This is a genomic window from Staphylococcus sp. LKG3-1 (genome assembly GCF_048568385.1).
Classification (GTDB): Bacteria; Bacillota; Bacilli; order Staphylococcales; family Staphylococcaceae; genus Staphylococcus; species Staphylococcus saprophyticus.
Window position 1 is genome coordinate 2,279,380 of the sequence record NZ_CP183796.1, and the last position, 16,774, is coordinate 2,296,153.

Annotated in this window: 13 protein-coding genes and 2 pseudogenes; 11 read left to right on the forward strand and 4 right to left on the reverse strand. The window is 30.9% G+C overall.

Annotation, left to right across the window (positions count from 1 at the left end):
* Positions 1 to 8 precede the first annotated feature (8 nt).
* Both ACM595_RS11255 and ACM595_RS11260 read left to right on the forward strand, forming a co-directional pair.
* Entirely contained in the window at positions 9 to 962 is a 954-nt protein-coding gene (locus tag ACM595_RS11255; RefSeq protein ID WP_306505279.1) for an ornithine cyclodeaminase family protein, read from the forward strand.
* 223 nt (positions 963 to 1,185) lie between these two features.
* Positions 1,186 to 1,986, forward strand: a complete 801-nt coding sequence (locus ACM595_RS11260; protein WP_041079807.1) for an ABC transporter permease — start codon at positions 1,186 to 1,188, stop codon at positions 1,984 to 1,986.
* Between the two features lie 110 nt (positions 1,987 to 2,096).
* On the opposite strand, the pseudogene ACM595_RS11265 reads toward ACM595_RS11260, so the two are convergent.
* Positions 2,097 to 2,953 (reverse strand): annotated as a pseudogene (locus ACM595_RS11265) (NAD-dependent epimerase/dehydratase family protein).
* A 322-nt stretch (positions 2,954 to 3,275) separates the two neighbouring features.
* On the opposite strand from ACM595_RS11265, the gene galU reads away from it, so the two are divergent.
* The 6 genes from galU to ACM595_RS11295 all read left to right on the forward strand — a co-directional run bounded on the left by galU (position 3,276) and on the right by ACM595_RS11295 (position 11,802).
* Entirely contained in the window at positions 3,276 to 4,187 is a 912-nt protein-coding gene (gene galU / locus ACM595_RS11270) for a UTP--glucose-1-phosphate uridylyltransferase GalU (protein WP_369083284.1), read from the forward strand.
* Positions 4,180 to 5,664, forward strand: a complete 1,485-nt coding sequence (locus ACM595_RS11275) for a glycosyltransferase (protein WP_419744301.1) — start codon at positions 4,180 to 4,182, stop codon at positions 5,662 to 5,664. Before galU ends, ACM595_RS11275 begins: the two co-directional genes overlap by 8 nt.
* 40 nt (positions 5,665 to 5,704) lie before the next feature.
* Positions 5,705 to 8,080, forward strand: coding sequence for a CDP-glycerol glycerophosphotransferase family protein (locus ACM595_RS11280; protein ID WP_419744302.1), 2,376 nt, complete (start codon positions 5,705 to 5,707; stop codon positions 8,078 to 8,080).
* Positions 8,077 to 10,335, forward strand: coding sequence for a glycosyltransferase (locus ACM595_RS11285; protein WP_419744303.1), 2,259 nt, complete (start codon positions 8,077 to 8,079; stop codon positions 10,333 to 10,335). The genes ACM595_RS11280 and ACM595_RS11285 overlap by 4 nt, the downstream gene beginning before the upstream one ends.
* A 36-nt stretch (positions 10,336 to 10,371) precedes the next feature.
* Positions 10,372 to 11,208, forward strand: a complete 837-nt coding sequence (locus ACM595_RS11290; protein WP_419744304.1) for a sialate O-acetylesterase — start codon at positions 10,372 to 10,374, stop codon at positions 11,206 to 11,208.
* A gap of 117 nt (positions 11,209 to 11,325) precedes the next feature.
* Complete coding sequence (locus ACM595_RS11295; protein ID WP_419744305.1) at positions 11,326 to 11,802, forward strand: DUF1440 domain-containing protein; 477 nt, start codon at positions 11,326 to 11,328, stop codon at positions 11,800 to 11,802.
* A 76-nt stretch (positions 11,803 to 11,878) separates the two neighbouring features.
* On the opposite strand, the gene ACM595_RS11300 is transcribed toward ACM595_RS11295, so the two are convergent.
* A complete protein-coding gene (locus ACM595_RS11300; protein WP_069838216.1) occupies positions 11,879 to 12,184 on the reverse strand; it encodes a monooxygenase in 306 nt (101 codons plus the stop codon).
* A gap of 204 nt (positions 12,185 to 12,388) precedes the next feature.
* On the opposite strand from ACM595_RS11300, the gene ACM595_RS11305 reads away from it, so the two are divergent.
* Positions 12,389 to 13,468: an aldo/keto reductase gene (locus ACM595_RS11305; protein ID WP_069838217.1), complete on the forward strand. Its 1,080-nt coding sequence runs from the start codon at positions 12,389 to 12,391 to the stop codon at positions 13,466 to 13,468.
* A gap of 127 nt (positions 13,469 to 13,595) precedes the next feature.
* On the opposite strand, the pseudogene ACM595_RS11310 reads toward ACM595_RS11305, so the two are convergent.
* Together ACM595_RS11310 and ACM595_RS11315 are read right to left on the reverse strand one after the other, a co-directional pair.
* Positions 13,596 to 14,545: pseudogene (locus ACM595_RS11310) on the reverse strand (gluconate:H+ symporter).
* 14 nt (positions 14,546 to 14,559) lie between these two features.
* On the reverse strand, positions 14,560 to 14,976 hold the full coding sequence (locus tag ACM595_RS11315; protein WP_258862986.1) for a GntP family permease: 417 nt from the start codon (positions 14,974 to 14,976) through the stop codon (positions 14,560 to 14,562).
* 487 nt (positions 14,977 to 15,463) lie between these two features.
* On the opposite strand from ACM595_RS11315, the gene isaB (ACM595_RS11320) reads away from it, so the two are divergent.
* Together isaB (ACM595_RS11320) and isaB (ACM595_RS11325) are read left to right on the forward strand one after the other, a co-directional pair.
* Positions 15,464 to 16,048 (forward strand): immunodominant staphylococcal antigen IsaB family protein, encoded by a 585-nt coding sequence (gene isaB / locus ACM595_RS11320; RefSeq protein WP_115340720.1) that lies wholly within the window; start codon positions 15,464 to 15,466, stop codon positions 16,046 to 16,048.
* 43 nt (positions 16,049 to 16,091) lie between these two features.
* Positions 16,092 to 16,676: an immunodominant staphylococcal antigen IsaB family protein gene (gene isaB / locus ACM595_RS11325; RefSeq protein WP_419744306.1), complete on the forward strand. Its 585-nt coding sequence runs from the start codon at positions 16,092 to 16,094 to the stop codon at positions 16,674 to 16,676.
* The last annotated feature ends 98 nt before the right edge of the window (positions 16,677 to 16,774 follow it).

Sequence of the window (16,774 nt, forward strand, 5' to 3'; positions counted from 1 at the left end):
GGTGGCTTATGCGTTATATAGATGCACAAGAACAAGCAAAATTATTAAATATGGAAGAAATCGTGGAAGTGGTGGCAGACTCACTTAAAGCATATTCTGAAGGTGAAACAGATACACCATTGCGGTATTCTTTACCATTCAATGAAGCCAATCGGTATCTGGTCATGCCTGCACTTTCTGATACGCTGAAAGTAGCTGGTGTTAAGACGGTCACCGTGGCTCCAAATAATTCAAAAATAGGTAAGCCTACCATTGTTGGTTCTGTAACACTTTCAGACTATGAAACAGGTGAAACGTTGGCAGTGTTAGAAGGTTCTTACTTAACAAAAATACGTACAGGTGCAATCTCGGGTGTTGCTACAAAATATTTAGCACGTGAACAAGCTAAGACGCTATGTGTAATTGGAACGGGTGATCAAGCAGAAGGACTGATAGAAGCGGTACTTGCTGTTAGAGATATTGAACGTATTCAATTTTATAATCGTACTTATGACAAAGCACTTAAATTTTCAAAAGATGTCGAGCATCAACATCGTGATTTAGAGTTATATGTATATGAAGATGTTGAATCAGCAATGACTGATGCAGATATAATTGTGACTGCAACGAATGCGACAACACCAGTATTTCAGAAACATTTATCACCAGGGGTACATGTTAATGCAGTTGGTTCTTTTAAACCTGATATGCAAGAACTGCCATCTCAAGCTATTGCAGAGGCAGATAAAGTCGTAGTGGAGGCTCATGAAGCGGCTATGGCTGAAACAGGTGATTTAATCAATCCAGTTAATGAAGGTGTGTTTGCTAAAGATGGATTACATGGTGAATTAGGACATATCGTTGCCGGGAAATTAGCAGGACGGTTGTCTGATGAAGAAATAACCATTTTCAAATCCGTTGGTGTCGCAATTGTAGATATCGTTGTGGCGAATTACTTTTATCAAAAAGCAGTAAAACAATAAATACAGCTATATTAGAGAGAGACAGTCTTAAAAACTCAATTAAGCTCAATAACTATGACAAAATATTTGTATTTTACAGGTGTCTTGTCTTTTTTTGTACTTTCAATATATTGTTTTTAAATCTTTAATGTTGTAACCTATTAAAAGTTGCTTCTATCTTTATTTATAGCATTTATTTTGTAGATATTATTGGCATATCTCTTGAAAGAGTGGTTGGATTTTTATGAAATCAACGTATTTTGTAATGAAAGAACAATTGACTAATTTATACTTAATAAGAAGATTAGCTGAATTTCAGTTAAGAATTTCTAATAAGAACAATTATCTAGGCATGGTATGGGAATTAATTAATCCGATTATGCAAATCGCAGTTTTTTGGTTTATCTTTGGTTTGGCACTTAGAAGTAATAAGATGATGGAAGGCGTTCCATTTATTTACTGGCTAATTGTTGGTATTAGTATGTGGTTTTTTATAAACGAAGGTGTCTTAGAAGGTAGTAAATCTATCATATCAAAGTTTAATCAAGTAGCTAAAATGAATTTTCCACTTTCGATAATTCCAAGTTATGTCGTTTTCAGTAAATTTTATGGGCATCTATTTTTATTAATCATTGTTATGATTATTTGTTTTATTGGAGGATATCATCCCTCTATATATACGTTACAATTACTTCTATACTTAGTTTATGCACTTATTTTAACAAATGCTATTGCATTAGTAGCATCCACATTAAGTATATTAGTTCGAGACATCCATTTAATTTTACAAGCTTTAATGAGAATGGTTTTCTTTGTTTCTTCGATATTATATTTACCTAATAACGACATAGTGATGTTCGTTATGAAATTAAATCCCATTTATTTTCTAGCAGAAGGATATAGAGCAGCAATATTACATCATGAATGGTATTTTATTACCCACTGGCATTTAACAATATATAATATTGTGTTTGTTATTTTGCTTTATATATTGGGTTCAATCATACATATGCATTTTAGAGATAGATTTGCTGATTTTATGTGATTAAAAAAGTAATAATGAAATGGATGATAAAATCTTAAATCCCCCCTAGAGTTGAAATTAACATTCAACTTTAGGGGGGATTCATCATCAAAACTTAATTGTTACTATCTTTATTTAATTGGAGCCATGCCTTGTTTCCAAGAAGGATAGATTAGTTTACCGCCTTGAGCGCGGAATTTAGCGTTCGAAGCACCTCTTTCATGAGTTTCAGCTCGTTGGATATTGAGTTGTGGATTAACGTTTAATAAGTCAGCGTACCATGCTGCCCAAACGTCACCTTTAACTGGTTCATCATCCGCTACATTATAGATACCTGATTCAAAGTTAAGTGCCTGAATTGCTACTTCAACAGCATCATCGATATAGATAAATGATTGAACGCCATCTGTCATTGTGACAGTATCTTCTTGAAATGAGTTATAAATCATACCATCTTTGCCATACCATGTGCCTGGTCCATAAAGTAAGCCATAACGAAGCACAACACTATTTTCGATTCGTGCAGTTTCATTTTCTAAACCTTCTACACCGTCCACTGTAATCTTACGGTCGCCAGTTGATTGAGTATCCAATGGTGTCTCCTCTGTAGCTAGAGTATCGCCACCTTCATAAGTAAAGGCAATACTTTGGGATTGTATTTGTTTTACATTGTTTTTTAACGCTGCTTCAACAAGGTTTTTCGTACCTTCAATTCTTACTTTTGTATTTGCGGACATGTCTACATTTTTTAAATCTGTAATTTCATTCATGATAATGTCTGGTTTATAATCTGAAATTGCATCTTCGACAGTATCATATTTTAAAATATCTCCAATGTAAGCTTCGACGCCTGCATCTACCAGTTTCGCTTTACCTTGTTGCGAAGTTGTAAAGCCAGCGACCTCATAACCTTCTTGTAATAATCTAATCTTTGTGTTAATTTAGTGCCAATTAATCCAATGGCACCAGTTACGAATACTTTTGTCATAGTAAAGTCCACCAATTTTTTGCTTTCTATAAATAAATTACCGTTTTTAAAGATATTAAACTTATCAAAAGTTACTTATAATAGTGAATATAAAAATTATATTCTTTTAGAAATTATTTTTTAAAAATAAGAGTGGAAAATAATTTGCAAGTTTATTATTATAAATAATGTAAATATTACACAAATTAAATTTTTCTAAACTATAAAAATAATTAAATATTTAAATTATTTTGGGAGATTTGAGGTAATTAAAGATTGAAATTTATTGATGATGGAAAAATATTTTTCATCTGTAAAAACAATATTTTTGGGAGAGAAAAAGATGAAGGTTAGAAAAGCGATTATACCTGCAGCAGGTCTGGGAACAAGATTTTTACCTGCTACAAAAGCAATGCCTAAAGAAATGTTACCTATATTAGATAAGCCAACAATTCAGTATATTGTCGAAGAAGCAGTAGCAGCTGGAATAGAAGATATTATTATTGTGACTGGAAAGCATAAACGTGCTATTGAAGATCACTTTGATATTCAAAAAGAACTAGAGATGACTTTAGAAGATACAGGTAAAAATCATTTATTAGAAAAAATTCAACATTCAAGTAATTTAGCAAATATGTTCTATGTGAGACAAAAAGAACAAAAAGGCCTTGGTCATGCAATATGGACAGCAAAGCAATTTATTGGGAATGAGCCATTTGCAGTACTACTAGGTGACGATATTGTTGAAGCAACAACACCTGCGATTAAGCAATTGATGAATCAGTATGATTGTAAGCAGAAATCTGTTATTGGTGTTCAAACAGTGAATGAAAGTGAAACACAACGTTACGGTATTGTAGATCCTTTGGAAAGAGAAGGTAAATTAATAAGGGTGAATAGGTTTGTTGAAAAACCTAAAATAGGTCAGGCTCCATCTAAGTTGGCAATTATGGGCCGTTATGTTTTATCACCTGAGATATTTGATTATTTAGAAAATCAAGATAAAGGCGCAGGTGGAGAAATTCAATTGACAGATGCTATAGAAAGATTGAATCAAGATGATACGGTTTATGCTTTTGATTTTGAAGGAGAACGTTATGATGTTGGGGAAAAAATTGGATTTGTTAAGACGACGATTCAATTTGCTATAAATAATGATGAAATGTCAGAAGAAATAATTGATTTTCTACAGACATTAAAAAAAATGAATTGGAGTGAAAAAATTCAAGATAGGAGTAACAAATACTATGACTAATTATACACCGATTGTTTTTTTACATAATTTAAAAAAACAGAATGGAGGGTTACATAAAGCTATATATCATAGAGTTAACCTTCTTTCAGAAAAGTATGAAAGAGTAATAATTTTTACTTTCGAGTTTGACATAGAATTTAAAGAACTTTGTGAATATCATAAGAGAATTGGGAATATTAACCCAAATATCGAAATAATAAATATTTATGAACAGAGAAAAGAAAACAATAAAATGAAATTATTTAAAAAAAATAATAATCATACATATATAAAGGATGAAAAAAATCACAATTCATATAGAGTTTTCAATAATAAAGGAGAATATGAGTTTTATGTAAGACTTAGAGATAATGGAGCTCCTCAATTCAAGGATTTTTTCAAAACTCCGTGGAATAGATATATGAAAGAAATTTATGATAAATATGGCAATTTAAGAAAGAGAATATTCATGGATAGCGATAATAAGCCAAGTTATTCAGTGATTTTTTCAACAGAAGAAAATCCTATGGTTTCTTCTGTATTAAATAAAGTAGATTATAGCACAAATAATTTTTTTAATTTTTCTCTTGAAAGGCAGTTTGATAATGATATTCAAATGGCAGTAGAATGCTTAAAAGAATTACTAAAAGGTATTGATTTCCCACTTTTATTTATTGATAAGAGAGAATATGTTAAATATTTTAATAATATTAGTGGAGATAATATAACTAAAGTATTTACATTACATAGTAACCATTTAGATTATCCTTATAATGATATTGAAATTTTCTCACCAAGCGTTAGTGATTTGTTTAGTGCACTAAGAGAAAATATGATTGATAATTTAATTGTACTAACAAATAACCAAAAAAAAGATATACAAATGATTGAAAAAATTGATGAAAGAATTACTGTTATACCGCATTACCAACCTAAAATATTAAGTGAAGTACTCGATAAAAAAGATAATTTAATTGTTACTTTAGCAAGGTACCATAACGCTAAAAATTTAAATGCGGCTATTAAAGTTATAGAAAAGGTAAAAAAAACAATACCTGATATAAAGTTTTGTATATATGGATATGGACCTCAAGAACAGATGCTAAAGAATTTAATCGAAGAGTTAAACCTTACAGAAAATATTTTTTTAATGGGTCACACGAATAATCCTTTAGAAAAAGTTAAAGAAGCAAAATTAAGCTTAATGACCTCTAATTACGAAGGTTTTAATTTAGCAATAGCTGAAGCAATGGCATGTTCTACGCCTGTTGTTTCATATAATACTAAATATGGTCCGGGTGATCTTATTAGAAATGGAATTGATGGATTTTTAGTTGAAGATATTAATCAAGCTGCCGAAAAAGTAATAGAAATTTTGAAATTATCTGAGAGTGAATACAAAAAATTGCAAGAAAAGGCATTAGAAGTTACAGATAGGTTTTCAGAACATAAAATTAATAAATTATGGTTAGATTTTATTGAAAGTTTAACAAAATAATTTTTAGTCTTCTAAGGAATCTATCATAGGAGGAGAAAAAATGGATAGATCTATATATTTAAATAATGAAAAAAATGTAAAATATAATTATTATAATAAAAGATATGAAGAAATATTAAAAAATAATAATAACCAAAGTATAATAGAAAAATATAATACATTTTGTAATGAAGAAATAAAAGAAAAAACTATTTTATATGAAACATTTCATGGAAAGAGCATGACAGATAATCCGTATGCAATATTCAAAGCAATACAAAAAAAAATAGAATTTGAAGATTATATGCATGTTTGGGTCATAAATACTCATTCTATAGAAACGGATAGATTTAAAAATTGCAGTAATATACGCTTTGTTAAAGTCAATTCAGATAAATATTTATATTACTTAGCAAGAGCTAAGTATTTAATAAATAACACTTCTTTCCCACAATATTTTTGTAAAAGAAATGAGCAAATTTACGTTAATACATGGCATGGAACTCCACTAAAAACACTTGGTATTGATATGAACGGACCAATTGAGCAATTAAAAAATTTGCAAAGAAATTTTTTACAGTCTGATTATATTTTATCACCTAATTCTTATACTACAGAGAAATTGGTAAAATCACATAATTTAGATGGCATCTATTCTGGGGAAGTATTAGAAGTCGGTTATCCACGAATTGATTTAATAAATAACACAAATAAAATAGATATAACAAAAAAACTAAAAAGCTATGTCCATATACAAGAAAACAAAAAGATAGCTCTATATGCACCAACATGGAGAGGTAATGTAGGTAAAGAAACTGATATAAAAAAGAAAGTTAAAACAATAATTTCAAATATACAAGAAAATTTAGATTCTGAATATCAACTTTTATTAAAAGTACATCCATTATTATACAAATATTTTAAAGATGATAAAGAACTATCAAATTTATTTATACCAGATTCAATAGATGTTAATGAAACATTATCCATAGTCGATTTATTAATTACTGATTATTCAAGTATATTTTTTGATTTTTATATAAAAAACAAACCTATAATTTTATATATATACGATAAAGAAGAGTATTTATCAGATAGAGGAACCTATCTTGAATTCAGCGATTTAAATTGCTATGTTGCTGAAAATAAGGATGAATTAAACAAATTGATAAAAAGACCTTCGAAGTTAAAGGGATGTAAAATCGAATCTTATGTAAGCTTACAAAATGGTTTTGTAAGTGATACGGTAGTTGACTTGATTTTTAATAACGAAAAATCAAAATATTCAATTTCATATAAAAATACAAAAAGAAACATATTATTCTTTCTTGACGATTTACTAGATTATAGTTTTGATAAAAAGATTAAATATATTAACGAAAATTTTGATAGGGCGAAGTTCAATATAATAATACTAGTGAAAAGCAATTTGACTTTTGAAGAAGAAATGCAAATTAATAAGTTAAAAGATATAAAAATATTCTTTAGATTTGGAAATCTAAATGCAAGCAAAAAAAATTGGATAGAATATATGATTGCTATGGATATAGGTTCTATTAAAAACAATGAAATATTGTTAAATGAGCTGTCGAAAAAAGAGATTGGTAGACTGCTAGGAAACCTGAACATACATCAAATATATAATTTTAGTAGTAATACGTTTTGGCAAGTTATTTTAGGATTTTATCCAAATACTAAAAAAACACAATTTTTAGATATGAAGTTACTGAAAAAATTTAATGAAGATCCCAATTATTATTATAAATCGTTTATTAGAAAATTTGATGAACATATTTCGTTTAATATTGAGTCATTAAAAATACAAAAAGAAAATCCAGAACTGAACATAGAGTATTTAAATATAAATTTATTAGATTTAAATTTTACTGAAAAAATTCAATTAGTGGAAAAAGACTCATTTTTAGTGCAATTAGAAGATGTTAATCAAAAAGAGAGATTTGCTTTTATAAAAACAATGAAATTGAGTGATAAATTTATTTTTATAGATGCAATGAATATTACATTAGAGGAAGTTTTGAATTTTTATAACTTGATTAGAGGAAAAAAATATTTTGATACTTTCAATATATATATTTACGGATTAGATATACAAAACTTAAAAATATTTGAAGAAAATTATCTGTTGGAAAAAGATCAATTAATTCCAGTTTTTTATAATAGTGCTGATAGAATATATATTTCAAAATTTGCGGAGTATATATTCGTATTAGAAGATTTTAAATATTCAATGGATAAAATATATCAATTATACCATCATAATATAAATGTATTAGTTACTGATAAAAGTAATTTACTTAATTTAATTTTTAAAGATCATCTTAGTATTTACGAATGGAGAACGTTCTTACCTTTGATAGAAAAATATAATATTAAATCTATCATTGATGGAGATGAAAGGATTGATAGAACGAAATGAGCAAAATAAAAAAACTTAAAAATATATTAGATAAACAAAAAATTGAGTTTGATAAGCCTAATCAATTATATAATAAAAATAAAAATTTTAGAAAGGTAGTAGATTACACAGACTATTATGAGAAAATGAAAATTAATAAAAATTCTATTCTCATAATTACTACCAAACTAATTACAAATAATACATTATGTTTAATAAATATGTTTAAAAGTGATTTTAAAAATTATAATTTAATAATAGCGATTGACGAGAATATAAATACAAATATAGAAAATGTTACCTATGTAAAAAAAGAATCGTATGAGTTTCTAAAATGTTTATCTTCATCTGAAATTATTATTAATTGTGATATTTTACCCTCCTATTTTATTAGAAAAAAAGAACAAAAAGTTATTCAACTAACAGATATATTTTCTGGACAACTAGATGAAAAAGACCAATATGAAAAGTTTAAAATAGATATTCAACGAACATTATTTCAATCTTCTCACATATTGTTTAAGAATAAAAAAGAGACTGAACTTTATACTAAATTATTTAATTTGAAAAATATATTTAATGGAAAAATTTATGAAGACTTAAATATTTATTGTCCTGTAACTGAAAATGAAGAAAAAAGTGGAGTGATGATTTTCACAAAAAAATATACAAGAAAACAAGTAATTGAACTTTTAAAAGTGGGTAATAGTATTTTTGATGACTTATTTATATATGTACATCCTACTTTGCATAAATACTATAGTCATTTTAAAGAGCTGCAGTTTATTTTAATTAAATTGAATATTTCTAAAGAGTTTCTGAATTTACAATCAAGTATAGTGATTAGTGATAATTATGCAGATTTAATAGGAATAGCTAATTATCATATAGATTTCAACCTGGATGATTTAAAAGTAACATTAGTTGAAAAACAAAATTATATATCAAATTTCAATACAATAAAAAATATTATTAAAGGTAATGAAGATGATTTTATTTCGTTGAATAATAATAACAAAATGAATATCCTTATGTACTGTGGTGGTTTTCTAAACAATGGTATAACTTCCTCTGCTATAAATTTATCTAATCAAATAGATTATAATAAATATAATTTGATTATTATTGATAAAAGTAATTTGGGAGAGGTAGAGAAGTACAATATGAATAGATTAAATGATAACGTCAATTTAATTTATCGTATGGGGCAAAGTAATACTACTTTTTCTGAATTTAGAAAAAATCAATTTGTGACTCAGAGACGTGGTTATAGAAAATATCTAGGTGAAAAAGAATTAAAAACATTTAGTAGAAGAGAATTGAAAAGGTTACTTGGAGATATAAAAATTGATATAGCAATTGATTTTAGTGGTTATGTACCTTTTTGGACTTCTATATTCGCATTCTCAGATGCCCGTACAAAAATTGTATATCAGCACAATGATTTAAAGTCTGAAACAGAAAAACAAATTAATGGGGAATTTAAACATAAATATATTTTACCTAGAGTTTTTTCGCTATATCGTTTTTATAATAAAATAATTTCAGTATCATTACAGACCAAAGAATTGAATGCAAGAAATCTTAAAAATTATGCATCATATCGAAAATTTGATTTCGTAAATAATTCGATAGATTATGAAGACATTTTAGAGAAAATTAGAGGGAAGAACAGTAATAACCAACTTTTAATTAATAATAAAGAATATTATTTAATTGAAAGTTACAAAAACATGAATATTATCGAGCCAAAATCTATAAATAAAACTGGTATACAATTAATAACAATTGGTAGACTTTCACCAGAAAAAGATCATCATAAACTACTGTTATCATTGAAAAAAGTTATTGATGAATATCCTGAAATAGATATAAATTTAATTATATTAGGTTCAGGTGTGATGGAAGATGAGTTGAAAAAATTAGTGAACCAGTTAGGTATTTCTGAATATGTCAGTATGAAAGGGCAAGTTGATAACCCATATCAATATTTAAATGAGGCGGATTGTTTCATTTTATCTTCGAATCACGAAGGTCAACCAATGGTGTTATTAGAAGCTCTTGCATTGCATAAACCAATTATAGCTACTGATATTACTGGAAACAGGAGTGTATTAGAAGGAACTAATGGTCAATTAGTTGAAAATTCAATAGAAGGATTGAAAAATGGCATAATTGACTTAATAAATGGAAATATTAAAAAAAACACGCAATTTGATATTAATAAATATAATGAAAGTGCAATATCAAGGTTTTATACAAAGGTGTGCAAATAACTATATTAAATAAATATCGATATAAGGAAGTTATATATGAAATCAATTCTACTGGTAGGTCAATCAAATATGGCGGGACGTGGATTTATAGATGAAGTACCGCCCATCATTGATGAACGGATGATGATGTTAAGAAATGGTAAGTGGCAAATGATGGAGGAGCCGATTCACAGTGATCGCTCAGTCGCTGGCATTGGTCCGGCTGCTTCTTTTGCAAAATTGTGGTTAGATGAACACCCAAACGAAACGATTGGTTTGATTCCGTGCGCTGACGGTGGTACAACCATTGATGATTGGGCGCCGGATCAAATACTGACACGACACGCACTCTCAGAGGCGACATTTGCTCAAGAAACGAGTGAAATCATTGGGATATTGTGGCATCAAGGTGAGAGTGATAGCTTAAATCAACGCTACCAAGACTATGACAAGAAATTGAAAACGTTGATCAATTATTTTAGAGAACAGTTAAATATTCCTGAAGTACCATTTATTGTCGGATTATTACCTGACTTTTTAGGCAAAGCAGCATTTGGTCAAAGTGCAGTAGAATATGCACAAATCAATGAGGCACTCAAACGTGTTACGCAATTAACAACCAATTGTTATTACGTCACGGCACAAGATATTACGGCTAACCCAGATGCCATTCATATCAATGCCAACTCACAACGTTTATTGGGCATGCGTTATTTTGCCGCTTTCTCAAGACAAACACACATCAATCAGCCATTACCGGAAGAAAAAGAGGCAGAGACTATACTCTATAAAACGCAATATACAAAAAATGAAAAAATATATATGCTTGTTTCGAAGTTTTCAAAGAATGAAATCACATATGAAGCATTTATTGAGGGCATGGGTAAACTTTAATCATAATGCATTTCCTGGGAAATGATCTAATTCTAAGGCTTCACAGATTAAAATCACTAACTTATTTCCGTTTAGGGTAAATAGAGTAGTGGATAATAATCTAGTGAGGTGAAGAAAATGTCTAATATTTCAATCAAACGTGTAGCAATCACTGGTGTTATTGGTGGACTGTTAGCTGGTGCTGTGAAAATGGGCTGGGAAGGCTTGCTACCGCCACGTACACCTGAACGAGATGAAGAACCACCGCCTGTCACAATGATGAAGATATTCAATGTACCAGATAAAATACGGCATGCATCATATGTATATAATGATAATGAAGTGCCATTAGCAGTGATGGGCATCCATTATGGATTTTCTGTTACAAATGCGACACTGTATGCGTTATTAAGCGAGCAATCTGAATCTGTTACGGCATGGAAAGGTGGCTTGTTTGGCATAGGTGTGCATGTGTTATTCCATGAATTTGTCTTACCGAAACTTAAACTTACGCCAGAACGTGACGAACTGCCACCCGAAGAACATTTCTCCGAATTGCTAGGTCATATGGTATGGATGTATACAATTGACTTGGTGGGAACATCAGTAAAATAATTTAAAATATAAAACAACGTCCCCCTTAATGAGACACGATTACGTGCATGTTTAAGGGGGGATATTATTTGTGAAATCAATCGATGCGTCCGTTCGTAATTGTTGTAAGGCCTTCGTTAATGTCAAAATATTTAGCATTAACTTTTGAAACACCCATTGAGTTTAAACGAGTACGATGCATGTTTAAATATTGTTGTGCATTGTCGTAAGTATCAAAAGCGTAAATACCACCAGCTTCTTGTTCAGATTCATTTTCTGTCCAAATTTTCCACAAAAATCCTGGTTCGTCATTAATCGCCTTCGCTAAATCTTCAAATTGTTGTGCCATGGCTTCTCCAAAAGGACCTTCTAATGGAAAATCAACTTGTAAAATAGTGACCATACTTCAACATCCATCCAATGTTTATATTTATAGATCTATCATACGCGCAATTTTAAAAGGAAGGTACCGACAAACATTGAAAAGTGTTGGATAAATCTTATCCATGTTCATTGGATAACAAGCATTGTGAGATAGTGGCTTTGGATTTAATTCACGAATAAAAGGGAACATAAAGTGTAGTAAGCAAATGTGAGGAGGAAAATAATGGATTATACACAATTAGGTAATTCAGGATTATCAGTATCTAAATATGCACTAGGCAGTATTCCATTTACAGGTACAAATGGATTTGAAAATGCAGGCGGTATGTCTCAAGACATGACCAATCATATGATTGATTATGCTTTGGATCAAGGTATCAATCAGTTTGATACTGCGAATTTGTATTCTAAAGGCGATTCCGAGATTGCATTAGGTAAAGCGATTAGAGATAAACGACATCAGATGGTGATTAGTAGTAAGACTGGATTTCAATTAACGGATAATCCTAACGATGGTGGTGCAGGGCGTGTAAATATTGAGCGTTCTATAGATGAATCCTTACAGCGCTTGAACACGGACTACATTGATTTGTATTATACACATTTATGGGATGGTCAGACACCTGTAGAAGAGACGATTCAAGTGATGAATGATTTAATTCAAAAAGGTAAGATTCGTTATTGGGGTGTATCTAATTATAGCGGATGGTCTTTAGCGAAGACGCACACCTTGGCAGTTGCAAATCATATGGCGCCACCTATTGCGCAACAAATATATTACACACCTGAATCTAGAGAAGCGGAATACGAGTTACTACCAGCCGGTAAGGAATTAGGTGTCGGTAACAGTATTTGGTCTCCGTTAGGTGAAGGGCTTTTAACTGGAAAGATTAACCGACAACAGGCTGGTGAACCGGGTACTAGACAAGGTGACGGTTGGGCAGAACCATACGTCAAAGATACAGCGTTGTTTTATGATTTGATAGATACGTTACAAGAAATTGCAACGCAACATCAAGTGTCAGTTGCTCAAGTCACTTTGGCATGGTTAAGAGATCGACCTAATGTTGATTCGCTTGTATTAGCTGCGAGAACGAAAGCGCAGTTGCAAGATAATATTGCTTCTTATCATTTACAGCTGACAAGCAATGAAATTAAGACAATTACGGAATTAACTACACCAGAACCGATTTATCCATTATGGCATCGCGCGATGAACGCTTATGACAAAGCTTCTGATGCTGAAAAGACTTATTTAGAAGGATATAATCGTTTAATGGAAAGAAAAGACACGTTGCTGTAATTTGAAGTGAACACGGTTTTTAAGGCTATTGAACATAAATTAAAATGTAAAAAAACTGCCAACAAAGTCTGAGACTTTATTGACAGCCTGAAGCAATTATCTCTATTTTGATAATTGCTTTTTATTATTAAAACAAACCCATAATAGCATTCAAAAGTAGTACCATAATCAGACCACAAATACCGACAATGGATTGTACAATCGTAATCGTTTTAAATGTTTCTCCCATAGACATACCAAAGGATTCTTTGACTAACCAGAAGCCGCCATGATTTACGTAGTTAAAGAATAAAGAGCCAGAACCAATAGCGATCGTTAATAATTCTTTATTGATACTTGGATCTGCTTGAATCAATGGGTAAAGTAAATTGGTTGCGCCAACAATACCAACGGTTGCGGAACCTGTTGATATAGATAATAATGCAGCCACGACCCATCCCATTAATAATGCAGATAATGAGAAATTGTCTGCAAGGTGAACGATTGCCGTACCTACGCCAGAATCTTCAAGGACTTGACCGAATGCGCCACCACCCGCAATGATTAGCATGATACCGGCGATAGGTTTCAAACTACTACCTAAAGCATCTCGAATTTTTTGTGTGTCGCGATGTTTTAAATAGCCGAGAACGATAATGGCATAAAGGACACCCACAAACATAGCGATGATTGGGCTTCCGAAGAATTCGAAAATCTTGTATTGTAATGTTTTTTCTCCAAAAAAGATACCAGCAATGGCATGTAATAACATCATAATCACTGGAACTAATATAGTAGAAAAGGCTATGAATGTTGATGGTGCTTGAGTGTTTTCGTTGTTGTCATTCGTATATTGATTTAACAAATCTTGATTTGGCTTCACAGATAATCGTGGTGTAATAAATTTACCGTAAAGTGGACCAGCAATGATAATGGTTGGAATTGCACATATGACACCAAGTGCCATAGTTATCCCAATATTCGACCAAATTGGTTCACTGAAATTAGTGGTCCATGGTGTGGTGGCACCATACCATGCATCGTTGCTAATGCCGCTATAACAGGCACACCGATGGCTACATAGGCTGATCCTTTCATTTTATGTTCATCTTCTAATTTTTAGCAATTGTAAAAATCAGTGGCAGTAGCATAATTAAACCAACTTCGAAAAACATTGGAATCCCAATAATAAACGCAGCTAACGCCATCATCCATGGTAATTTTTTGTAAGACGCATTGTGTAGTATCGAAGATGCAATTTTGTCGCTGGCACCTGAATCAGAAAGTATCTTACCTAGCATGGCACCTAACGCGATGGTTACGCCCGTTTCACCGAGTGTTGAACCAGCCCCAGTTTCTATAGATTCAACAATTTTATCAATGTCTAATCCAGAAGTGAAACCGACAAAGATTGCGGTTAGTAGTAGTGCAAGTAGTGGATGGAATTTTAATTTTGAAGTGATTAAAAAGATGAGAAATAAAATACTTATCACTGTAATAATCAATAGTTGATAGTCTTGTGTTGTCACTTGAAGCTCCCCCTTATGTATAGTATCGATATAGAGCGATTTGTGTTTATCGATAAAATATATATAAATATGATTTATTAAAAAAATTAATTCAGACTATGAGATTCATTTTAAAAAAAATTAATCATAATGACAATAAACCGCTTTCATTATAATAATAGGAAAGGTGAATGAGTTGATTAAATATCTTATATATTCTTGCAATTATATATATTTGGTGTATGATTAAAGTGAATTATTACACTTTTGTCAATGGGGAAATACAAACTAAGGGGTGATTTAGAAATAATTAATTGATTTTCTTATAGAAATCGTATCCATTGTATGTGTCTATATCATATGTAAATGTAACTTTGCTTAGGGTTTCTTTCTCGTAATATGAAAGTTAACTTGCTAATAGGGATGAATTGATGTACTAGTGTTTGAATGCATTATGTATTGCTCATGTTTCGCCAAAAGGGATTCAAAAAATGAGGAGTGATTTATTATGCGTAAAGTAGGGAAATTACTTTCAGCAACCGTCGTTGTATCAACACTTGTCGTCGGATCTTCAGCAGCTTATATTTCAACGAATAGTACGGATACACAAGCAGCAGAGCAAGTACAAAAATGGGGGCATGGTGAAGGTGGTGCAAGCGGTGCAAGTGCACAAAGTACTGCAGATTTAAAAGCACAAACACCTTGGTATAACTATGAAGGTTATACGACTTATGATCCATCCTTTACACAAGATTATAATTTTGTGCGTGCATTAAAATATGACAACGTTTCAATTGATGGTTATAAAGTAGATACAGATGCTAAGAAAGAGTTTGACCATAATAAGAAAGTTTATGATACGACAGTAGAATTTAATAGTGATAACGAAGTCGTACAAATCACTTTCTTCACTAAACCAGATTCAGTATCTAAAGCGACATTCAAAAAAGCACATGCATCTAATGAAATTACCGAGGAAGGTAAATTAGGTAATAAAGATGGTTCATATGTCAAATATGCGACGAATGATGGTTTCTATATAGCATTCTTTGATCAAAATGACAGATTAATGGAAGTGACAATCGGACAATAAAAGGTATCTAAACAATGGTTATAATGATTGGAAGTGAGATTAAATGAAAAAAGTAGGGAAATTACTTTCAGCAACCGTCGTTGTATCAACACTTGTCGTCGGATCTTCAGCAGCTTATATTTCAACGAATAACACGGATACGCAAGCAGCAGAGCAAGTACAAAAATGGGGGCATGGTGAAGGTGGCGCTAGTGGTGCGAGTACACAAGGTACAACAGATTTGAAAGCACAAACACCTTGGTATAGCTACGAAGGTTATACGACTTATGATCCGTCCTTCACGCAAGATTATAATTTTGTGCGTGCATTAAAATATGACAATGTGACAATTAATGGCTACAAGGTTAATCCACATACAGATAGAGAACCTGTTCGAAGTGAACAAGTTTATGATACAACTGTTGATTTCAATGGTAGCGATGAAGTAGTCGGTATTACATTTTTAACAAAACCTAATACAATATCTAAGGATACATTTAAAGAAGCACATGTCTCTAATCAAATTGTTAATAAAGGTGAAGCAGACGAAGGCACATTCTTAGAATATCAAACCAATGCAGGTATATACACAGCATATTTTGATAAAAATGATAAATTAATGAAGATAATGATTAATTTTGAAGATTAATGATTGTAACGGAAAGGCCAAGTCACATACGAGTCATTTAAGTATTTGTTTATGAGCGAGATTGAGAAATCAAATGTGAATGTTTGGTTTCTTTCTCG